This is a genomic window from Pseudomonas sp. KNUC1026, assembly GCF_021650705.1.
Taxonomy (GTDB): Bacteria; Pseudomonadota; Gammaproteobacteria; order Pseudomonadales; family Pseudomonadaceae; genus Aquipseudomonas.
On sequence record NZ_CP087138.1, the window covers coordinates 1,160,335 to 1,180,947 of the forward strand.

A 20,613-nucleotide genomic window follows, 5' to 3' on the forward strand; every position below is an offset into this window, starting at 1 on the left:
CGACGCAGGAGCTTCGCCATGACCTTTTCCATCGCCGCCCGCTGCGAACACACCGGCCAGCTCGGCATTGCCATCAGCTCATCGAGCATCGCCGTGGGCGCGCGCTGCCCGTGGTTGCGCCCGGGTGTGGGCGCGGTCTCGTCGCAGAACATCACCTTGCCCGCGCTGGGCCCGGAAGCCCTCGACTGGCTCGAGCAAGGCCTGGCCCCGGCCGAGGCGCTGAGCAAGGCGCTGGCGCGCAATGGCTTTGGCCAGTACCGGCAGATCACCGCCATCGATCACCTGGGCCGCACCGCGCATTTCAGCGGTGCCAACACCCTGGGCACCCACAACGCCCAGAGCGGTGAGCAATGCGTGGCGGCCGGCAACATGCTGGCCAGCGCCGAGGTGGTGCCGGCGATGGTGCAGGCGTTCGAGAACGCCCAGGGCCACCTGGCCGAGCGCCTGCTGGCTGCGATGCAGGCGGGCATCGCCGCAGGCGGCGAGGCGGGGCCGGTACATTCGGCGGCACTGGTGGTGGTCGGCGAGCTGACCTGGCCGATCGTCAACCTGCGGGTGGACTGGGCCGAGCATGACCCCATCGGCGAGCTGAGCAAACTCTGGGGCGCCTACCAGCCGCAGATGCAGGACTACATCGACCGCGCCCTGAACCCCGCCCAGGCCCCCGGCTACGGCGTGCCCGGGGACGACCGATGAGCCGCGCCCGCCAGTTGCTGGCCGAGCTGGTGGCCTTCGACACCACCAGCCGCGAGCCGAACCTGGCGTTGATTCATTTTGTGCGCGACTACCTGGCAAGCTTCGGTGTTGCCAGCGAGCTGGTGCACAACGACAGCGGCAGCAAGGCCAACCTGTTCGCCACGGTCGGCCCTGTGGATGTGCCCGGCATCGTGCTCAGCGGCCACACCGACACGGTGCCGGTGGACGGCCAGGCCTGGACCCATCCACCCTTCAGCCTGACCGAGGCCGGCGGCAAGCTCTACGGCCGCGGCACCGCCGACATGAAGGGCTACATCGCCTGTGTGCTGGCGTTGGTGCCGGCGCTGGCCAAAGCCGAGTTGCAACGCCCGGTGCACATCGCGCTGTCGTTCGACGAGGAGGTCGGCTGCCTGGGTGTGCGCTCGTTGCTGGAGGTGCTTGGCGGCAAACCGGTGCGCCCCTTGCTGTGCGTGATCGGCGAGCCGACAGAGCTCAAACCGGTGCTGGGCCACAAGGGCAAGCTGGCGATGCGGTGCGACGTGCACGGCGCGGCCTGCCATTCGGCCTATGCGCCGCAGGGGGTGAATGCCATCGAATACGCCGCGCGGCTGATCGCCGAGCTGAGCCGGCTGGGCGAGGCGCTCAAGGCGCCGGCGCTGCACGACGCGCGCTTCGACCCGCCGTTTTCCACGGTACAGACCGGCGTGATCAATGGCGGCAAGGCGCTGAACATCGTGCCGCAGGATTGCCGTTTCGACTTCGAAGTGCGGGCGCTGCCGGGCACCGACCCTTGGCAAGTGGCTGAGCAGTTGCGGGCTTACGCCGAGCAGAGCCTGTTGCCAGCGATGCGTGCGGTCAGCGGGCAGAGCGACATCCGCTTCAGTGAGCTGTCCAGTTATCCGGGCCTCGCCACCAGCGCCCAGAGCCAGGCTGCCGAATGGCTGGCGCAGTTCTGTGGCTCGCGGGAATTCGGCACGGTGGCATTCGGCACCGAGGGCGGCCTTTTCGATGAAGCGGGCGTGCCGACCGTGGTGTGCGGGCCGGGCAGCATGGAGCAGGGGCACAAGCCTGACGAGTTCGTCAGCCTCGCTCAGCTCGAGGCCTGCGACGCGATGCTTGCGCGGGTGCTGGCGTTCGCGTGCCAGCCTAGCCTTTGAGGCGGGCGAACTCGCTCACGCAATGCTCCACGAACAGCTGCGCCGGGCGAGTCAGTTGCGCCCGGCGCAGCCAGGCCGCCGCCAGCCCCGAGCCGGTCACGGTCTCGGCCAGCGGCACGCACACCACTGCGCGGCCATCGTAGCTGTAGTCGGCGAACGGCCGTGTCACCAGGATCGAAAAACCAAAACCCTGCGCGACCATCCCTCGCACCATTTCGATGGAGGGCGAGCTGAAGGTGATGTGCGGCGCCAGCCCGCGTTCGGTGAAGATGCTCATGAAGTAGGTGCGGCTGGGCAAGGTGTCGAGCAGGATCATCGGCTCCAGCACCAGGTCCTGCAGCGACACCTGCGCCTGGTTGGCGAAGCGATGCCCGGCTGGCAGCAGGGCATAGGGCTGTTGCGGTGGCATCAGCGGGGTGGTTTCGATGCTTCGATCGAGGTCGTGCTCGAACAGCATGGCCAGGTCGATGCTGCCGCCGGTCAGGGCCTGGATCAACTCCTGCTGGTCGCCGTCGCGGATGCGCACTTCCACACCGGGCCAGCGTGGCGCGAAAGCCGGCGATCAGCATGGGCAGGTACAACGGCGCCACGGTTTCGTAGCAGCCCACGTCGATCTGCCCGGCCACCACGTCGTCGTCGGCCAGCGCGTTCTGCTCGAACTCGTGGGCCATGCGCAGCAGCTCCTGGGCCTTGCGATAAAGCGCGCACCCGCCGGTGTGAGCGCCATGCCGTTTGCGTGCTGGCGGATGAACAGCTGCACGTTGAAGCTTTCTTCGAGCTGGCGGATGGCGGTGGAAACCGAAGGCTGGGCGACGTACAGCTTGCGTGAGGCCTCGGCCACGCTGCCGCATTCCACGACTGCGGTGAAGTATCGGAGCTGGCGGAGGTTGTAGGCGGCCACATCGTGCCTCGGACGCTGAAGGAGAGACCAGAATGCCCGGTGGGAGGGCGGCTTGCCGCGCGACGCAGCGAAGGTGTGGAGGTTACCTTGGCTAGCTTTTGCAGGTAAACAGCAACTCGGCGGGCAAGCCTGCAGATTCGCGCGTCGCGCGGCAAGCCGCGCTCCTACAGGTGATACCGGAGTGGGCCGCGCGACGCGCCTGTCGCCATCGACTCCTTGGCTTCCTCCAGCGCGAACCGCCGGCAATGGTTCAGGTAGGCGCGCTCATGGTCCCCCACCAGTTGCACCACGCTGGTCCACAACCACGACGGTGCGTCCAGGGTGCGGCTGCGGTTGCCCTGCAGCTCTTTCATCCACGCCACGCGGGTAGCCATGTCCATCTGCCGTGCATGGGCCTGGCCGACCACTTCGGCCAGGTAACCGGCAGCGGCCACGGCTTCATGCTGAGTGAGTTCATCGAGCTCAAGCTTCATGTCCTGAGGCAGCAGCTCGCGCACGAAGAACGAGTTTTCCAGCAGCCGCGTCGCAACCATCCGGTTACCCAGGCCAGGCGACAACCGCCTGGCCCCCTCGAGCCACGCGCTGGCCGTTGTCGCGAGGCATGCGCGCCCGTGGGACGCGCGGGGCCGCCGCGGCGATGGCTTGCTTGACGTCGAGCAGGCAGAAATCCTGCTCGCGCGCATCGCCCACGCCCAGCAATACGGCATAGCGACGCAGGCCCAGCGAGCTGCAGCCCTTGACCCAGTAGCCGAGTCCAGCAGCTCGACTTCGTCCTCCGGGGAACGGCCTTTGAGCGAGGTCACCAGTGCGTGGATTTCCGGCGTCTTGCACAGCGCCTTGATTGCGTTGCGCTCATCCTTGCCCAGCTGCCAGAAATGCTTGCCCAGCTCGATGGTCGGCTTGCCACCTTCGAGCCGCTCCTTGGCCAGGTGCTTCCAGGTACGGCGCACGGCACTGCGCATGCCCGCCTTGACCTGCGCCGGGCGCTCGGGCTCTTCCTCGACGTTGTGTTCGAAGGCCAGCTCATAGCCACGCATCATCTCTTCCAGCATCAGCGCAGTGATTACGCCGGGCAGGTCCGAACCTCGCGCGGCGGTCGCCAGCGACAGCGCCAGGCGTACCAGGTCGTGCGCGGGGTTGCCGATCACGGTCTGGTCCAGGTCGCGGATGTGGATGTCGATCTTGCCCTTCAGGTCGCCGGTCGGCCCGAGTTTCCCGCATGGCAATCGCCGCAGATCCACACCGCCGGCCCCTGCGGCAGGCGCCGGCCGGGCAGGCTGTGCAGCCATTCATAGAACTGCACCGTGCTGCCACGGACATAAGCGTGGGCAGAACGGGCCATCTTCAGGTTGCGCAGGTGGGTGAGGGGGGCGAGGCGTTGATCGGGGCGGGGTGTCTTCATGACGGGACCTTGTGAACTGTGATCGGTTGACCCTGGGCCGTTGCGCTTGTTTCAAATTGTTGCGGAGCTTTCATGTTTCAGATTCGGCCTTCCAGAGCGGGCGTCGAAGCAGCCAGGCGATCAGGCAACTGGCGGCCGCCATCAGCGCCAGCCAGTAACCCAGACACTGATCGCCCCAGCCCAGCAGCGTGGTGGCCACCCAACTCAGGCTGCCTCCTGCGACAAAGGTGACGGTCCCCAAGGTTGCCGCCGCACGTGCGGGCCGTCGGGGCCGGGCGTCCATGGCCAGGCAAGTTGCAGCGGGGCGCACCAGGCACACCCCGCAAACGCTCACCAGCGCCGGCAGCAGGATGGCCAGCACCTGCCAGCGGCCATGGCTTTGCAAAAGCACCATTGCCAGCCCACCGGCCAGCATCAACGCACAACCCCAACCGACCTGCCGATGGGCCGGTATTCGTCCGCAGGCTTTGGCCGCAAGCCAGCCACCTGCGACGTAGCAGGCACCGTAAACCAGCAATAACCAGGCATACGCCCAGGAGCTCAGCGCGTAACGCTCCATGAACAGCAAAGGTGAAGCGACGATGAAACTGAAATGCACGCTGAACGCCAAAGCGCACAACACGCTGTTGAGCCAGAACGCGCCAGTGGCATGCGTGGTGGGCAGGGCAGCCGTTGATGCAGCGACGGGCGGGTGGCCGGAGGGCGCACGGTATGCACACCAAAGCACTACGCCAACCAGTAACGCGTACACCGCAAAGCTCGCGCGCCAACCGGCCAAGCCTTGCAGCATTGCCCCGAACAACGGTGCAGTGGAAATGAAAACCCCGCTGGCCGTCGTCATCACCACGCGCGCCTTGGCCCGCATCGCAGGCTCCAGTTGCACCTGCACCATCGCATTGGAAAGCCCGTAGCCTGCGCAGCCGAGCGCCTGCAAGCCACGCAGCCATTGAAACTGCCAGGCGTGGGTGGCGCAGAGGATGCCGAGGGTGGCCAGCAAGGTCAGCGCCCCGCAACACAGAAACACCGGCCTCAACCCCCAGCGCTCAGCGGCCTGGCCCGCCAGCAACTGGCCAACCGCAACGATGACAGGGAATGCCGCCAACTGAGCGCTGAGTGCCTCAGGGGCTATCTGGAACCGGGAGGCGATTTCAGGAATGGACGTCAACAGCACGTCCAGCGGAAAGACCGCGACCAGGCTGATCAGCAGCAGCAGGTGCATCAGCCTTGGCTGTGTAAGATAGGCCGGTTTCATCGTGTCAGGTGTGCTCGCCAAAAGACTGGAGGCGCGCAAGCGCCGCCGTTGGCTGAGTATTGAAGAGGCGAGTGAAGGGCCCGGCAAGGCAATCCTGCCGGCGATTATTCCGATCTTTGCGTAGGAAAGTTACCCGCATTCACCCCGCTGCCAAAGGCGCCTCCACACTGAGCCAATACGCCTGACATTGCGCCAGCACCTGGGCCGCCTGCGCCGTGTCGCTCTGCCACAGCCGGGCAAAGGCACGCAGGCAGTTGCTGTGGCGCAGGCCCGGGTCGTCGACCTTGTCGATCAGCTTCAGGTGCAGCGCGCTGGCGTTGCCTTTCGCGCGCGCTTCGAACGCCGGGCCGAACAGGGTGATCATTTCGGCGCGTTCGCGCAGCAATTGTTCGCGCTTGTTCAGCTCGAAGAAATCGATGATGACTCGCCCGCGCAGGTGGCCTTCGCCCTCTGCCTGGGTGGGCACGGCGATGTTGGCGACGAAGGTGATCAGCGTTTCCGGGTCTTGGGCACTGTCGCCGATGGGGTAGCAGAGGTAGGGGTGCTCGCTTTCGAGTTCCAGAGGGCTGGCGGGCGGGGCGCCGCGCCCACCGGCGATGGGAAAGTAGTTGAGCTTGAGGATGCTGTTGCACACCTTGCAGGAGGCGGCGTAGTTCAGCGGCTGGTAGGCGAGCCAGTAGTAGCCGCCGGGCAGGCCGGCATCGGGCTGCACATAGTCGACGCCGCTGTGCCGGCGCGCATCCGGCCAGGGCAGCACCGACGACTTGGGCCGGAAGTGCTCGACATCGAATTCGATGGCGCCGTAGTCGGGGGTTTCGAATTGCCGCTCGCAGAAGGCGCATTTGTTGCGCTGCAGGCGGATGTAGACCGGTTTGACCTGGCTCCAGATCGCCGCTTTTTCCTCGAAACGGCCCTGCTTGAGCAATGCCTCGGTACGTTTGGCGGCGTTGGCGGGCCAGCGCGGCACCTGTTCGATGATCGCGGCGTTCAGGGCCTCAAGGCTTGAGCCGTACTTGATCATGCCAGCTCGCTGCCAGGGCCGGTGAGGCGGGCGAGGTAGTCCAGCGCGGCCTGGGTATCGCCCTCGGCGGCCTTGCGCAGCAGTTGCTCGCCTTCGGCCTGGAAGGTTTCGGCGCGTGCTGCGCAGGCCGAAGTAGGACGACAGCAGCAGCTGCTCCATGCTGCGGCCGTAGGCATGTTCTTCGAGTTGCTTGAGGCTGGCGCTGCCGTCGGGCTCGGTTTCGGTGACGAAGATGTTCTCGCGCATCACCGTGCTGGCCACCAGCGGGCTGTGTGAGGTGAGCACGAACTGCAGCAGTGGAAAGGCGGCGGCCAACGAGGGCACTACCGTGCGCTGCCACTGTGGGTGCAGGTGCAGGTCGATCTCGTCCACCAGCACCATGCCTGCGACCTGATCCAGCACGGTGCCTGGCGGTGCCACGTCGCACAGGTGCCCGAGCAGGTCGCCGACCCAACCGATGAAGGCCCGGTAGCCGTCGGACAGCGCACTGAACGGCGTGGGCACCCCGTCGAACAGGAACAGGTATTGCTCGTCCTCTTCACTGTGTTCACCGGCAAAGCGCACGTTATCGGGCAGCACTTTATTCAGCAGTTCCAGCACCTGACTGAAGCGCTCGGGATCACGGGCCTGCAAGCGTTCAAGCCAGGCCTGAAGCGGGCGCAGCGCAACCTGGTCTTCGAACAGCCCGGCAATGCGTTGATAGCGCAGGCCGCGTGAGCGGCGGGCGCTGCCGGAGAGTAATCGGCGGTCTCGACACGCCGGGTGGCGCCGTAGCCTGCCACGAAGAACGCCGGCGAATAGTCGTCATCGAGCAATTCGGTGATCGGCGAGCGCGGCGTGCTGTTCAGGTGCAGCCGGTCCTGGCCGCCGCTCGGGCCCTTGGGCTCCAGGCGCGCCAGCAACTCCAGCTTGCGGCTCTTGCCGGGGGTGATCGAGTGCTCACCGTCGGTTGCCACGGCGTCGAGCTTGAGCAGGCAGGCGCTGGCGGCGCCTGCGCTGTCGCGGCGCACCAGCCGATAGGGCACGAAGCCTGAGTCCAGCAGGGCAGGGGCCAGCGCTGCGATCGCCAGGGCACGCAGCACCGAGGATTTGCCCCCGCCGTTATCGCCCAGGATCAGGTTGACGTTGGCCAGCGCCGAGGTGCCCGCACCTTTGCGGCCGGGATACTGCAAGTGCGCCACGGCCTTGCGATAGCACTTGAACTCATAGAGGTGCAGCGATTTGGCGTACAAGCGGCAGGCCCCCTGGGTGTTGAACGATGCCGGGATTGTGCGGCGCAGCGCCTGGGCGCTGCAAGCACAGAGCCTACTGCGCGAACAGGTCCGCCTGCCGGCAATACTCAATGAACAAACGCGTGGCGCGGGTAGGTTCGGTGTTGCGCAGGTAGGTCATCACCAGCGTGGAGGCGGGCATCCGGTCTTCGATGTCGACCTGCGCCAGCTGCGTGCCGTCGTAGGTGATGTCGGTGCGCGGGCGAGTCACCAGTACCGAGAAACCCAGCTCGCGGCCGACCATGCAACGCACCATTTCGATCGACGGCGAGCTGTAGGCCACCTTCGGGTAGTAGCCGTTCTCGCGGAAGATGTCGATGAAGTAGTTACGGCTGGGCACCACGTCGAGCAGGATCATCGGCTCCTGGCTCAGCTCGCGCAGTGTGACTGTGGGCTGCTGCGCCAGGCGGTGGTTGGCCGGCAGCAGCGCGTAAGGTTTGTGCGGCGCATTGAGAGCTTCCTTGACGATGGAATTGCCCAGCTCCAGGTCGTACATGAACGCCAGGTCGAAGCGCCCGCGGTGCAACCCCAGCATCAGTTCGTGCTGTTCGCCGTCATACAGTTGCAGGGTGATGTCGGGTATTGTTTCTTGAAGCCGGCTACCAACTTCGGCATGTACAACGGCGCGGCCGATTCGAAACAACCAATGGCGATGGTACCCGACACCAGTTCATTTTCGGTGCGTGAGTTCTGCTCAAGTTCTTCCGACAACCTGAGCAACTCCCTGGCTTTTTCATACATGCGCCGCCCGCTGGGCGTCAATGAAACACCTTGTGCATGATGGCGAATAAGAAGTTGCTGGCTGAGCGCCTCCTCAAGGTTTTTTATACCCACGGAAATCGACGGCTGCGAAACATGCAGTTTGCGCGCTGCTTCGACGATACTGTCTTCTTCCACCACGCTCACGAAGTACTTCAGTTGTTTCAAGGTGAAATGCATCGTTAACCTGGTTCATAGCCTGCGCCTTTTCAGGCGGATAATCTGAATAGCCTGTTCGTATGTAAGCGAATGCCGTGCCAATACTGAAAATCCATATAAATCAGTTCATTGGATTCGATTAAAGCTTTTTGATAGCTATCAAAAATGCACCACCAGGCAGCCTCCTCAACCAGGTCGCCCCAAAAGCGTGCGCCCTTTCCCTGCATAGGCCAGTCCTATTCAGAACTCGAAAATTTACTAATTGACGCTTATGCCTTGCGGCTCTCATTCTGGTTTCAATCCGTGAAGCGGCACGTTCAGAAAGCCGCCATGCTGCCCTCCCGATCCCTTTGCCGAGCGATGCGAATATGACCTTCGATTGGAACTACCTGATGGGTCTGCTCAGCTACCAGGCGTTTTGGCTGGCGACCTGGACGGTCATCAAACTGAGCGTTCTGACCTGGTTGATCAGTATTGTCCTGGGCTTTGCCCTGGCCTTGGCGAAACAGTCTCCGCGGTTTTTTCTCAATGCCCCGGCCAGAAGTTACATCTGGTTGTTTCGCAGTGTGCCGTTGTTGGTTTTGCTGATCTTCACCTACAACTTGCCGCAGGCGATCCCGGCCACTTCCGCGCTGCTCAGCGACCCGTTCTGGGCCGGCCTGATCGGCATGGTGATCTGCGAAACCGCCTACGTGGCGGAAATCCACCGGGTGGCTTGCTGGCCATTCCCAAGGGGCAGAGCGAGGCCGCCCGTGCGCTGGGCCTGCGCTTTTTCGGCACCCAGTGGCGGGTGGTGATTCCTCAGGCGCTGCGGGTGGCATTGCCCTCGCTCACCAACGAATTCATCTCTATCGTCAAGCTCAGCTCGCTGGTGTCGGTGATTTCGCTCACCGAGATCCTGATGGTGGGCCAGCGGCTGTATTCGCAGAACTTCCTGGTGATGGAGACCATGGCGGCGGTGGCGTTCTATTACGTGCTGATCGTCACGGTGTTCGATTTTCTGCTCAAGCGGCTGGAAGTGTTCCTCGACGTCGGCCAGCGCAAGCTGCGCAAGGCGCCGGGCGTTGAAGTGCTCGACGGCAGTGCCGTGCCCAGGCCGCGCCCGCTGCCGGCCGGCACCGGCCCTGCGCTGCAGGCCACTCGGCTGCACAAGGCCTACAACAACATCGAGGTGCTCGGCGCGGTGAGCCTGGCGATCCAGCCGGGGGAAGTGGTGTCGGTGATCGGCCCGTCCGGCTCGGGCAAAACCACGCTGATTCGCCTGCTCAATGGCCTGGAGCGCATCGACAACGGCGACATCAAGGTCAACGGCCAGCCGTTCATTCACCTCACTCGCCAGGGCGCGCAAAAGCCAAGGCTGGTCGAGCACAGCAAGCATCGCCTGAACATCGGCATGGTGTTCCAGAGTTTCAACCTGTTTCCGCACCTGAGCGTGCTCGACAACCTGCTGCTGGCCCCGCGTTACCACCGCCTGGCGCCCACCGCCGAGCTGCGCCAGCAAGCCTTCGCGCTGTTGCACAAGGTGGGCATGCTCGAACACGCCTACAAATACCCGCAGCAGCTTTCCGGTGGCCAGCAGCAGCGCGTGGCGATCGCCCGTGCGCTGATGATGCGCCCGCAGATCATGCTGTTCGACGAGCCCACTTCGGCGCTGGACCCGGAGAAGGTCAACGAGGTGCTGCAGGTGATGGAGGCCCTGGCGCAGGAGGGCATCACCATGGTGATCGTGACCCACGAGATGAACTTCGCCTTCAAGGTCTCCGACCGCATCGTGTTCATGGAAAAAGGCCGGGTGGTGTGCGACGACGCTCCCGCTGCACTGCGTGCTGGCCAGCATGCGCGGGTGCAGGACTTTCTCAAGGACGTTTCCCTGGCCTGATCCTTTTCCTTTCAAGGTTGCCCACAGGAGCTCACATGATTTCCCAAGCGCAGATCGATCAGTTTCACGAGCAAGGTTTTCTGGTGGTGGAGGGCGTGCTCAGTGCTGCCGAAATCGCCAGCCTGGAGCAGGATTTCGACCGCTGGGTAGGCGACAGCCGCAGCCAGGTCGCCGCCTGGGGCCAGACCCAGGACGGCCGCCCGCGCTTCGATGTGGAGAGCGACCACCGCGCCGACCACCCTTCGCTGCGCCGAGTGGCCTCGCCCACCGAGATTTCCCCGGCTTACGCCCATGCCGGCCTGCACTCACGCATGGCCGCGGTGGCCGCGCAATTGATTGGCGGCGCCGGTACGCGGTTTCACCACAGCAAGATCAACTCCAAGCTGCCGCACACCGCCACCCAGGTGAAGTGGCACCAGGATTTTCTGTTCACCCCGCACAGCAACGACGACATCGTCACGGCGCTGCTGATGGTCAGTGACGTGACCCCGGAGAACGGCCCCTTGCAGGTCATCCCCGGCAGCCACAAGGGCCCGCTGTGGTCGCACTGGCAGGACGGGCGCTTCACCGGTGCGGTCGAGGCGGCGGTGGAGCAGGAGCATTGCCAGGCGCCGGTCGCCTGCTTCGGCCCCAAAGGCTCGGTGTGCTACATGCACACGCGCCTGCTGCACGCCTCGGCACCGAACGAAACCGAGCATCCGCGCACGCTGTTCATCAGCGTGTACGCCGCCGAAGACGCCTTGCCCTTCGGTGAAAACCCGCTGCCCAGCGAACACGCAGGGATTCTGGTAGCGGGCGAGGAGAGCGGCCTGGTGCGCAGCACCAGCAACCACATCCGCCTGCCGCAGAAGCCGCGCGGCGCCTCGTTCTTCGTGCAACAAGCCGGGCAAGACCTGGCCACTGCCTGACACCTTCGACCGATCGATTAGCGGGGATTCGCCATGAACAGCATCAAACGTATCGCACGCCCTCTGGCCCTCGGCGCACTGGGCGCAGCCCTGGCCCTGGCGGCCCAGGCCTCCCAGGCCTTCCAGCAACCCGGCAAGATCATCGCCGGATCCGACCTGACCTTTTTCCCTTATGAGTACATGGACAAGGACACCCCGGCCGGCTTCGACGTCGAGCTGCTCGATGGCCTGGCCAAAAGCATGGGGCGCACTGCACAGAACATCGACACACGCTTTCCGAACCTGATCACCGGCCTGCAGGGCAATCGCTTCGACATCGTCAACTCCTCGATGTACATCACCGCCGAGCGACTGAAGGTGATCGACATGGTGCCGTACCTCAAGAGTGGCGATTCGATCCTTTCGGTCAAGGGCGCGGCCTACCAGCCCAAGGTGCCGGAGGACTTCTGCGGCCACAAGATCGGTTCGATGGGCGCCACCTCGTGGCTTGCGCAGATTCGCAAGCTGTCGGATGAGTACTGCGTGAAAAACGGCAAGGGTGCGATCGAGGTGAGCGAGTTCGCCACCGACCCGCAAACCACCCAGGCACTGCTGGCCCACGCGGTCGAAGCGCAGATCACTGACGCTGCCGTGGCGCGTGGGGTGATCGACAAGCTCGGGGCCAAGGTGCAGATCTCCTCGGAAACACTGATCTACCCGGTGCTCAACGGCTTTGGGGTGAAAAAGGGCAACGACGAGGTCAAGGCGGCGCTGGAGCAAGCCCTGGCCACTTACAGCAAAACACCGGAGTACGCGGCGCTGCTGAAGAAATACAACTTCCAGGCGCCGACCGAGGCCGACATCGCCGAGATGATGCCCAAACCGTGAGGCGTTGATTTCAGGTAGGGGGCGCCTCTTCAGTGGGAGGGCGGCTTGCCGCGCGACGTGCAGATCTTCGCGTCGCGCGGCACAGCCGCTCTCCTACAGACCGACCCCCGCAGGCCATTACCGGAGTACACCCCATGCCACTGTCCTTTGAAGAACAAACCCGCGTCGACCTGGCCGCCTGCTTTCGCATCATTGCCCAGCAGAACCTGCACGAAGCGGTGGCCAACCATTTCAGCGCTGCCGTGTCGGCCGACGGCAAGCGCTTTCTGCTCAACCCCAAGTGGAAGCACTTCTCGCGCATCCGCGCCAGCGACCTGCTGCTGCTGGACGCCGATGACGCCAGTTGCGCCGAGCGCGACGACGTCGACAGCACTGCCTGGTCGATCCACGGGCAGATCCATCAGCGCCTGCCGCAGGTCAAGGTGGTGCTGGCATCTGCACCCGGTCTACACCACGGCGGTGGCGTGCCTGGCCAACCCGCACATCCCGCCGATCGACCAGAACACTGCGCGCTACTTCAATCGCGTGGCGGTCGACGAGCTCTATGGCGGCATGGCCGACACCGTCGCCGAGGGCGCACGCCTGGCCAGCCTGCTGGGCGATAAGAGCCGCCTGCTGATGGGCAATCACGGGGTGATGGTCACCGCGCCCACGGTCGGTGAGGCGTTCGATGACATCTGGACCCTGGAGCGGGCCTGCCAGATCCTCGTCACGGCCTGGTCCACTGGCCAGCCACTGAAGGTGCTGGGCGATGAGGTGGCGGAGAAAACTGCGCGGGACTGGACGAAGATTGCGGACTTCTCGCGGCGGCATTTCGAGGAGATGAAGGCGATGGTGATCGAGCAGGATCGTTCGGTGCTGGATTGAAGGGTCTTGATCTTCATCTTCCCGTCGCGCGGCAAGCCGCCCTCCCACCGTTTGATCTGCACTCCCACCATCAGCCTGGGGGGCAGTTCATATGGTAGGCAGATCACTTGGTGGGAGGCCGGCTTGCCGGGCGACGTTTAACGGGCGACGCTGACGCTTCGGGCTAATGGAGCCTGTCGCGCGGCAGGCCGCCCTCCCACCAGAAAGTTCAGCGGCATGCCCCGCGCGACGCATTGCCGTTTCAGCTCGCGGTTTCGCGCTTCAGGCGCTGGACCACTGCCTGCGCGGCCGCTTCGGACGAGGCCGGGTTCTGCCCGGTGATCAGGTGGCCGTCTTCCAGCACGTGAACAGCCCAGTCATCACCTTTGCTGTAGGCACCGCCCAGCTCCTTGAGCGAATCCTCCACCAGAAATGGCACCACGTCGGTCAGGCCGACGGCATCTTCTTCGGCATTGCTGAAACCGGTGACTTTCTTGCCCTTGACGATGGAATCGCCGTCCGGCGCCTTGGCGTGCTTGAACACACCCGGTGCGTGGCACACCGCAGCCACCGGCTTGTTGGCTGCATAGAAGGCCTCGATCAGGGTTTTGCTGTCGGTGCTTTCGGCCAGGTCCCACAACGGGCCATGGCCGCCGGGGTAGAACACTGCGTCGAAATCGTACGGGTCGATCTCGCCCAACGGCAGGGTGGAGGCCAGCGCTTTTCTGGCATCGGCATCCTGGCTGAAGCGGCGGGTCGCGTCGGTCTGCGCGTCGGGCTCGTCGCTCTTGGGGTCCAGCGGTGGCTGGCCGCCCTTGGGCGATGCCAGGGTGACGGTGGCGCCAGCGTCGACGAACACGTAGCAGGGGGCTGCGAACTCTTCCAGCCAGAAGCCGGTTTTCTTGCCGGTGTTGCCGAGCTGGTCGTGCGAGGTGAGGATCATCAGAACATTCATCGAAGCCGATCTCCGTTGGGCAGTGGCAGGAAAATGCGAAAACGTACCCAAGTGAGAAAGCTCACCTGGGCAGACGTTCCTCTTTTCAAACCTTGCGTAAACGGCGGGCCAATGCGGCTCAGTAGTTGTAGGTCACCGACATCAGCGCCGTGCGGTCGTCGCCCAGTGCTACGGCGCTAGCCAGGCCGCCGGCGTAGTAGTGCTGGTCGAACAGGTTCTTGACGTTCAGTGCGGTGCGCCAGTGCGGGGTGGCGTAGGCCACGCCGACGTTGGCCACGGCGTAGCCCGGCAGGTAGTAGCCATTGGTGTAGCGCTCGCTTGCGGCATTGAAGCCACCGTTGAGTTCCCAGCCCAGCGGGGTGCCGTTGAAGCGATAGCGGGCGAACAGGTTGGCGGTGTGGCGCGGCACGTTGGCCAGGCGGTCGCCTTCGGTGGTCGCGGTTTGCCCGCCGTCATCGGTGATGGTGGCCCAGGTGTAGGCGTAGCCGGCGATCAGGCTGAGCTTGTCGGTCAGGTCGCTGTTGAGCTCGACCTCCAGGCCCTGGCTGCGTTGCTCGCCCACCGCGATGCTGGAACCGGTATTGGCCGGGTCGGCTTGCAGCACGTTCTTGCGGCGCAGGTCATAGGTGGCCACCGTCAGCAGGGTGCGGCCGGGCACCAGGTCGAACTTGATACCGGCTTCCCACTGTTCACCTTCTTCAGGCTTGAACGTATTGCCGTTGATGTCGGTGCCGCTGTTGGGGAAGAACGAGGTGGCGTAGCTCAGGTAAGGGCGCACGTTGGGCACTACTTCGTACATCACCGCCACGGCGCCGGTGGTGGCGTTGGCGGAGGTCGCGATGCGCGAGGGCCTGTTCAGCGGCAGGTGGTTCACGCCGTAGGTGTCGGTGACGTCGCGGCGCAGGCCGGCGGTCACCAGCCAGCGGTCGTTGAGCTTCCAGTTGTCGCGCACGTACACACCGGCCATGCGCGTGGTGATGTCGGTCCAGGTGCGCGGCGTGCTCGGGCAGTTGATGCGCTGGCCATACACCGGGTTGTAGGCATTGAGGTTGCCGACGGTGCAGGTGTAGTTCAGGTTGCTCTCGCGCATGCGCAGGTAGTCCACGCCCGCCGTCACGTCATGGCTGCCGAAAGCCGTGTCGAAGACGTTCTGCAGGTTGTTGTCCAGGCTCAGGGTGTCGCCGTCGTAGTGCTGGTCCTGTGCACTGCGTCGCAGGGTGGTGTTGTTGTTGGTGAACGCGGTGTTGCTCACCAACTGCCCATCCAGCCGGAAATCCTGCCAGCGCAGGTTCTGGTTGAAGGTCCAGCCGTCGCCGAAGCGGTGCGCCAGGCTGTAGCCCACGCGGTTCTCGACGCCATGGTAAGGGCTCTGATCCGGCTCGCCGGTGAAGCGCGAGCGCGGCAGGCTGCCATTGGGGTTCGGGTTGATCGAGCCGGACAACGGCAGGCCTTGCTGGCGGATGTAGGAGCGGTCCTGGTGGCTGGTCAGGATCGTGAAGTCGGTGTCTTCGCCCAGGTCCAGCGACAATGACGGAGCGATGTAGTTGTTCTTGAACCAGACGTGGTCGGTGGCGTCGTTGGAATCCGACAGCAGCCCGTTGACCCGCAGCGCGGCCTTGCCGTTGTCCGATAGCGGCGTGCCGACATCGAAGGTGCTCTGGCGCAGGTCGTGGCTGCCGTAGGTCACGCCCAGGCGGGCGAAGGCCTCGGCCTGCGGGCGCTTGCTGACCATGTTCACCACCCCGCCCGGCAGCACCAGGCCGTACTCCATCGACGCCGGGCCCTTGAGCACTTCGACCTGCTCCAGGCCGAACACCTGCTCGGCGACACGGTTGGAGCTGGCGGTGCGCAGGCCGTCGAGAAACAGCGAGTCGGAGGCGACTTGCCCGCGGATGATCAGGTCGTCCCAGCCACGCCGCCCGTACTGGCCCGCAGTCACCCCCGGCACATTGTTCAGCGCATCGGTCAGGCTCTGTGCCTGGGCGCTGTCGAGCACCGCGCGCGACACCACCTGTACACTGCGCGGCGTTTCGGCCACCGGCAGGTTGCTCTTGCCTACCTGAGCGTGAGTGGGGGCGAAGGTTTCCTGGGCGCTGGTTTCACCCTGGCCGCTCACCTGGGTGGTGGGCAGGGTCATTGTGTCGTCGGCAACGGCTAGGGCAGGGGTGAACAGAACCGCGCAGAGCGTGGCTGCGCGGGTGGCGGAAGGATTCATGGAGAGCCTTGGCGTGAATGGGAAGCTGTGGCGGATGATAATCTTTCTCTGATGCGACAGCTAGCATCATCCCGACACATTTTCAAGCCCATTCACGCGGGCATCATTGGCTCATTGGGCCTTGCCCAGCTCAACGAGCATGCGCGTGAGCAGGTACGCCCTTGGGGCGATGCTGTCGACCTCGGCGTATTCCTCGGGCGTGTGGGTATTGCCGCCGACCATGCCGAAGCCGTCCAGCGCTGGCACGCCTTCGCCGGCGGCAATGCTGATGTCGGCCGCGCCGCCCGTGCCGATCAGCTCCAGCTTGCGCCCCAGTTCCCCGTAAATGCCTTGGGCCTGCGCCACCAGCTTGTCGGTGGCCGGTGTCTGCGGCATCGGCGGCAGGCCGCGCTCCAGCCGGGTGCTGACCTCGACATCGGGCACCAAGGTGTTGGCCGAGACGCGCTTGAGATCCGCCTCGACGCGGTCGAACTCTTCGGGGTTGCGGCGCGCACGTCGGCCTTGGCAACGGCGTGGTCAGGGATCACGTTGATGCGGTCGCCAGCTTCGATGCGGGTGAAGTTCACCGTGGTCTTTTTCCTTCATCGCCCAGCTTGCCCAACTGCAGCACCTGGTGCGCGACCTCAGTGGCGGCGTTGCGGCCCAGCTCGGGGGCGACGCCTGCGTGCGACGCCTTGCCTTTGACTTCCACCACGGCGTTGGCGCTGCCTTTGCGCCAGATCACCAGGCCATCGCCAGGCCGGCCGGGTTCGAGGTTCAGCGCCACATCGTGCTGTTTGGCGGTGCTGGCGATCAGTGCGGTGGCTGCTTGCGAGCCGGTCTCCTCACTGGCGTCGAGCAGCAAGGTGATTTGCCCGTAATCCTTGAGGTCCAGGGCTTTCATGATTTTCAGCGCGGCCAGGGCGATGACGATACCACCCTTGTCGTCAGCCACGCCCGGCCCGTAGGCGCGGTTGCCTTCGACGCGGAAAGGCCGCTCCTTGGCCGTGCCTTCCTTGAACACGGTGTCCATGTGCGCCAGCAGCAGGATGCGCGCCTTGCCGGTGCCCTTGAATGTGGCGACCAGGTGCTTGCTCGGGTCCGGCGCGCTGTTGGGCACCTCTTGTACGCTGGCGCCGAGCTTTTCCAGCTCGGCCTTGACCAGCGCGCTGACCTGGCCGATGCCCGGGGCGTAGCCGGAGCCGGAATCGATGTTCACCAGTTGTTCGAGCAGGGCCATCGAGGGGGCCTGGGCCTGGTCGGCGGCGGCCTTGATGCGCTCATCGAGCGCGGCGTAGGAAGGGAGGGCGATGCAGCAGCCAATGAGAGTGGCGAGCAGCGTACGGGGCATTGGAGCGTCCTTATCGTTTTGCATGAGTGCCTTGGCCAGTAAAGCAGCTCTTATCGGTCAGGCGGCCATAAAGCTCCGTCAGCTGCCGCCGATAGCCCACATGCAGGGCCGCGAATCAGCGCAGCCCATCACTTGCCGGGTCGCCCTCCATGAGCTGGTTCAAAAATCTCAAGCTAAAGCCAAAATTGCTCTCTGCCTTCGGCCTTTGTGCCCTGATCACCTTGGGTGTGGCCGGGCTGGGTGGCTCGGGCATTTCCACGCTGTATGGCCAGTTGCAGGACATCGTCAGCAACAACCTGTTCTCGATCCAGAAGACCGACCTGGTCAAGGCCAACGTCATCGCCACCAACCGCGACCTCTACAAGGCCGTGGCGTTAGCGTCGGTGAAGGCTGACCCCAAAGACATCGACGCCGCCATCGCGTCGTTCAAGGACAACCAGGCCGAAGCGCTGAGCAACTTCAAGCTCTACCGCGCAACCCCCCTGGAGCCGGACGAGCGCGCGGCAGGTGATGCTTTTGAAAATGACTGGCCTGCCTACGTGGCCCAGACCGACAAGGTGTTCCAGGCCCTGCAGGCCGGCGACATGCCACGCGCCACTGAGTTGCTGATGACGGCCGTGACCCCGGCGTACAAGACCGCCGTTGCCGAAGTGAAGGTGATGACCGAATCCAACGCGCGGCAAGCGGGTGAGGTCGCCACCGAGTCTGACCAGACCAGCGCCAGAGTCACCCGTGCGCTGGTCATCGGCAGTGCCGTGGCAGTGTTGCTGGGCATGATCCTCGGGCTGTTGATTACCCGCGCCATCACCCGCCCGCTGTACCAGTCGGTTGAAAGCGCCCGCCATGTGGCCAAGGGTGACCTGACCCAGACCATTCCGGCCGGTGGTAAGGACGAGGTCGGCATGCTGCTGCGTGCGCTGGGCGAGATGCAGGGCAACCTCAAGAACCACCGTTCGGCAGATCGCCGATGCGTCCGATCAACTGGCCTCGGCTGCTGAAGAGCTCACCGTGGTGACCGACGACAGCAGCCGCGGCCTGGTGCGCCAGAACGACGAGATTCAGCAGGCGGCCACCGCCGTCAACGAAATGACCGCAGCCGTCGAGGAAGTCGCGCGCAACGCCGCTGGTGCCTCGCCAGGTGTCGACCCAGACCGCCGAGGAGGCGCTCCAGGGCCAGCGCAAGGCGCGTGAGGCAGTCGACGCCATCGATAGCATGACCCACGGTATCAATGACTCGACCCAGCGGATCGAAGCGCTGGCCGGGCAGATTCGTGGCATCAGCAAGGTGCTGGACGTGATTCGCGGCATCGCCGAGCAGACCAACCTGCTGGCGCTCAACGCTGCTATCGAAGCCGCCCGGGCGGGCGAGCAGGGCCGCGGCTTTGCGGTGGTTGCCGATGAAGTGCGGGCGCTGGCGCACCGTACCCAGTCCTCGACCGGCGAGATCGAGAGCATGATCAATTCGGTGCAGAGCAGCGCAGACGGCGTGGTGCAAGCCATGGCCAGCAGCCGCAGCACGGCACAGTCGACCCAGGCGTTGGCCGCCGAAGCGGGCAGGGCACTGGAGCGCATCAGCGAAGGCGTCGGCCAGATCAACGAGCGCAACCTGGTGATCGCCACGGCTGCCGAGGAGCAGGCCCAGGTGGCCCGCGAGGTGGATCAGAACCTGGTGAACATCCAGGACCTCTCGACCCAGACGGCCGCTGGCGCCAACCAGACCAATGCGTCGAGCCAGGAGCTGTCGCGGCTGGCGGTATCGTTCGGGGCGATGGTGGGGCGGTTCAAGCTCTGATCGGTGCCTGCCAGGCCTGGGCAGAAAATACGCCCAGGCCTTACCCTTGTGTCATCTGGCAATGACACAAGGAAATACCCCATGACCCTGCATATCCGCCCGGCCACACCTTCCGACGCCGCGACCATCCTGCACCTGATCACTGAACTGGCGCGCTACGAAAAGGCCGAGCACGAGGTCAAGGCCAGCGTCGCCGACATCGAGCGCGACCTGGCAGACGACACCTCGGCCGCCAAGGCATTGATCTGCACCTTCAACGGCGAGCCGATCGGCTATGCGCTGTATTTTTTCAGCTATTCCACCTGGCTCGGGCAGCACTGCATGTATCTGGAAGACCTCTATGTTTCCAGCGAGCATCGTGGCGTGGGTGCAGGCAAGGCGATGCTGCAGCACCTGGCGCGCATTGCGGTGGAGCGTGGCTGCGGCCGGCTGGAGTGGAGCGTGCTGGACTGGAACGAGCCGGCGATCAAATTTTACGAGAGCATCGGTGCGCGGGCGCAGGATGAGTGGGTGAAGTATCGGTTGGCGGGGGTGGAGTTGGTGGCGTTGGCTGAGGGGACCTAGGTCCGCGCTTTTCAATGAGGGGCTGCACGTCGCCCGTTGCACGTCGCCCGGCAAGCCGGCCTCCACTCCTTGATCTACGCCGCTGGTCTGAAGTGGGAGGCCGGCTAGCCGGGCGACGTGCAACGGGCGACGTGCTACGGGGGACTTTCAACATCCAGGCTTCAATGAACCTGATTGCGAGATGCCGCCTCTGTGCCACCTGAAACCTGAGCGATCACCTCATCGGCCGACATCACCTCGGCATATTCCCCACCCAGAATGGCCAAGGTCATGTCATAGACCGTCTGGGCGTCCCAGTGCAGGCCGTGCTCATATTCGAAATAAATGAAATTAGCAATATTCGAAACGAAGCGGTCCCAACTCGCTCGGCCACTGCGCAGAACCGCCCTTCAAGAGCCGGCCGTTGTTTCCTGCCGGCGGCACCTGCCCGGATTTTCGGTATGCCATCCCCACCGAATGCGGCGCCGTCTGGGTGAAGCCGAATTGTGCGTAGAGGTGTTGCGCCGGGCCATCGGCAATCAGGCTCACATACCCGCTTTCAGGAACTTGGGCGTCGATGTACTTAAGGATCTCGGCCATGATTCGCTTGCCAAGGCCTTTGCCCTGATGGTCGGGGAGCACAGCGATGTCCACTACCTG

Annotated in this window: 14 protein-coding genes and 6 pseudogenes; 10 read left to right on the forward strand and 10 right to left on the reverse strand. The window is 64.5% G+C overall.

The window, feature by feature from the left end; all coding sequences use genetic code 11:
* The first annotated feature begins 18 nt into the window (after positions 1–18).
* Entirely contained in the window at positions 19–696 is a 678-nt protein-coding gene (locus tag LN139_RS05145) for a DUF1028 domain-containing protein (protein WP_236359041.1), read from the forward strand.
* The gene (gene argE / locus LN139_RS05150) at positions 693–1,853 is read left to right on the forward strand and encodes an acetylornithine deacetylase (protein WP_236359042.1); all 1,161 of its coding nucleotides are present in this window, start codon (positions 693–695) and stop codon (positions 1,851–1,853) included. Before LN139_RS05145 ends, argE begins: the two co-directional genes overlap by 4 nt.
* Here argE and LN139_RS05155 read toward each other — a convergent pair.
* The 6 genes and pseudogenes from LN139_RS05155 to LN139_RS05180 form a co-directional block, all read right to left on the reverse strand.
* A pseudogene (locus LN139_RS05155) lies at positions 1,843–2,754 on the reverse strand (LysR family transcriptional regulator). The gene argE and the pseudogene LN139_RS05155 overlap by 11 nt on opposite strands.
* Before the next feature lie 299 nt (positions 2,755–3,053).
* Positions 3,054–4,156 (reverse strand): annotated as a pseudogene (locus LN139_RS05160) (DUF2252 family protein); the annotation flags it as partial.
* A 70-nt stretch (positions 4,157–4,226) separates the two neighbouring features.
* Positions 4,227–5,375, reverse strand: a complete 1,149-nt coding sequence (locus tag LN139_RS05165; protein ID WP_236359043.1) for an MFS transporter — start codon at positions 5,373–5,375, stop codon at positions 4,227–4,229.
* Positions 5,376–5,547: 172 nt separating this feature from the next.
* Complete coding sequence (locus LN139_RS25095; protein ID WP_329611012.1) at positions 5,548–7,062, reverse strand: AAA family ATPase; 1,515 nt, start codon at positions 7,060–7,062, stop codon at positions 5,548–5,550.
* On the reverse strand, positions 7,014–7,661 hold the full coding sequence (locus tag LN139_RS05175) for a hypothetical protein (protein WP_236359044.1): 648 nt from the start codon (positions 7,659–7,661) through the stop codon (positions 7,014–7,016). The genes LN139_RS25095 and LN139_RS05175 overlap by 49 nt, the downstream gene beginning before the upstream one ends.
* 73 nt (positions 7,662–7,734) lie before the next feature.
* Positions 7,735–8,639: pseudogene (locus LN139_RS05180) on the reverse strand (LysR family transcriptional regulator).
* Positions 8,640–8,986: 347 nt separating this feature from the next.
* On the opposite strand from LN139_RS05180, the pseudogene LN139_RS05185 reads away from it, so the two are divergent.
* The 4 genes and pseudogenes from LN139_RS05185 (at position 8,987) to LN139_RS05200 (ending at position 13,139) form a co-directional block, all read left to right on the forward strand.
* Positions 8,987–10,497, forward strand: a pseudogene (locus tag LN139_RS05185) (amino acid ABC transporter permease/ATP-binding protein).
* A 35-nt stretch (positions 10,498–10,532) separates the two neighbouring features.
* Complete coding sequence (locus LN139_RS05190; protein WP_236359045.1) at positions 10,533–11,405, forward strand: phytanoyl-CoA dioxygenase family protein; 873 nt, start codon at positions 10,533–10,535, stop codon at positions 11,403–11,405.
* A gap of 33 nt (positions 11,406–11,438) precedes the next feature.
* Entirely contained in the window at positions 11,439–12,272 is an 834-nt protein-coding gene (locus LN139_RS05195; protein ID WP_236359046.1) for an ABC transporter substrate-binding protein, read from the forward strand.
* Positions 12,273–12,406: 134 nt separating this feature from the next.
* Positions 12,407–13,139, forward strand: a pseudogene (locus LN139_RS05200) (class II aldolase and adducin N-terminal domain-containing protein).
* Positions 13,140–13,380: 241 nt separating this feature from the next.
* Here LN139_RS05200 and LN139_RS05205 read toward each other — a convergent pair.
* From LN139_RS05205 to LN139_RS05215, 3 genes and pseudogenes are all read right to left on the reverse strand, one after another.
* On the reverse strand, positions 13,381–14,073 hold the full coding sequence (locus LN139_RS05205) for a type 1 glutamine amidotransferase domain-containing protein (protein WP_236359047.1): 693 nt from the start codon (positions 14,071–14,073) through the stop codon (positions 13,381–13,383).
* Between the two features lie 118 nt (positions 14,074–14,191).
* The gene (locus tag LN139_RS05210) at positions 14,192–16,288 is read right to left on the reverse strand and encodes a TonB-dependent siderophore receptor (protein ID WP_236359048.1); all 2,097 of its coding nucleotides are present in this window, start codon (positions 16,286–16,288) and stop codon (positions 14,192–14,194) included.
* 111 nt (positions 16,289–16,399) lie between these two features.
* Positions 16,400–17,618 (reverse strand): annotated as a pseudogene (locus LN139_RS05215) (glutamate carboxypeptidase).
* Between the two features lie 149 nt (positions 17,619–17,767).
* On the opposite strand from LN139_RS05215, the gene LN139_RS25440 reads away from it, so the two are divergent.
* From LN139_RS25440 to LN139_RS05225, 4 genes are all read left to right on the forward strand, one after another.
* Positions 17,768–18,616, forward strand: a complete 849-nt coding sequence (locus tag LN139_RS25440; protein ID WP_442964384.1) for an MCP four helix bundle domain-containing protein — start codon at positions 17,768–17,770, stop codon at positions 18,614–18,616.
* A gap of 10 nt (positions 18,617–18,626) precedes the next feature.
* Positions 18,627–18,809 carry a hypothetical protein gene (locus LN139_RS25445; RefSeq protein ID WP_442964385.1) on the forward strand — a complete coding sequence of 61 codons (183 nt, stop codon included), beginning with the start codon at positions 18,627–18,629 and terminating at the stop codon, positions 18,807–18,809.
* A complete protein-coding gene (locus LN139_RS25450) occupies positions 18,757–19,410 on the forward strand; it encodes a methyl-accepting chemotaxis protein (protein WP_442964386.1) in 654 nt (217 codons plus the stop codon). Before LN139_RS25445 ends, LN139_RS25450 begins: the two co-directional genes overlap by 53 nt.
* Positions 19,411–19,491: 81 nt before the next feature.
* On the forward strand, positions 19,492–19,974 hold the full coding sequence (locus LN139_RS05225) for a GNAT family N-acetyltransferase (protein WP_236359049.1): 483 nt from the start codon (positions 19,492–19,494) through the stop codon (positions 19,972–19,974).
* Positions 19,975–20,304: 330 nt separating this feature from the next.
* Here LN139_RS05225 and LN139_RS05230 read toward each other — a convergent pair whose 3' ends face one another.
* A complete protein-coding gene (locus LN139_RS05230; protein ID WP_236359050.1) occupies positions 20,305–20,607 on the reverse strand; it encodes a GNAT family N-acetyltransferase in 303 nt (100 codons plus the stop codon).
* Positions 20,608–20,613 lie beyond the last annotated feature (6 nt).

What these genes read in the sequence shown, in the direction of transcription:
- LN139_RS05225 (WP_236359049.1), top strand. Translation starts at nt 19,492, where the DNA reads ATGACCCTGCATATCCGCCCGGCCACACCTTCCGACGCCGCGACCATC.
- argE (WP_236359042.1), top strand. Translation starts at nt 693, where the DNA reads ATGAGCCGCGCCCGCCAGTTGCTGGCCGAGCTGGTGGCCTTCGACACC.
- LN139_RS05190 (WP_236359045.1), top strand. Translation starts at nt 10,533, where the DNA reads ATGATTTCCCAAGCGCAGATCGATCAGTTTCACGAGCAAGGTTTTCTG.
- LN139_RS05195 (WP_236359046.1), top strand. Translation starts at nt 11,439, where the DNA reads ATGAACAGCATCAAACGTATCGCACGCCCTCTGGCCCTCGGCGCACTG.
- LN139_RS25440 (WP_442964384.1), top strand. Translation starts at nt 17,768, where the DNA reads ATGAGCTGGTTCAAAAATCTCAAGCTAAAGCCAAAATTGCTCTCTGCC.
- LN139_RS05145 (WP_236359041.1), top strand. Translation starts at nt 19, where the DNA reads ATGACCTTTTCCATCGCCGCCCGCTGCGAACACACCGGCCAGCTCGGC.
- LN139_RS05205 (WP_236359047.1), bottom strand. Translation starts at nt 14,073, where the DNA reads ATGAATGTTCTGATGATCCTCACCTCGCACGACCAGCTCGGCAACACC.
- LN139_RS05165 (WP_236359043.1), bottom strand. Translation starts at nt 5,375, where the DNA reads ATGCACCTGCTGCTGCTGATCAGCCTGGTCGCGGTCTTTCCGCTGGAC.
- LN139_RS05210 (WP_236359048.1), bottom strand. Translation starts at nt 16,288, where the DNA reads ATGAATCCTTCCGCCACCCGCGCAGCCACGCTCTGCGCGGTTCTGTTC.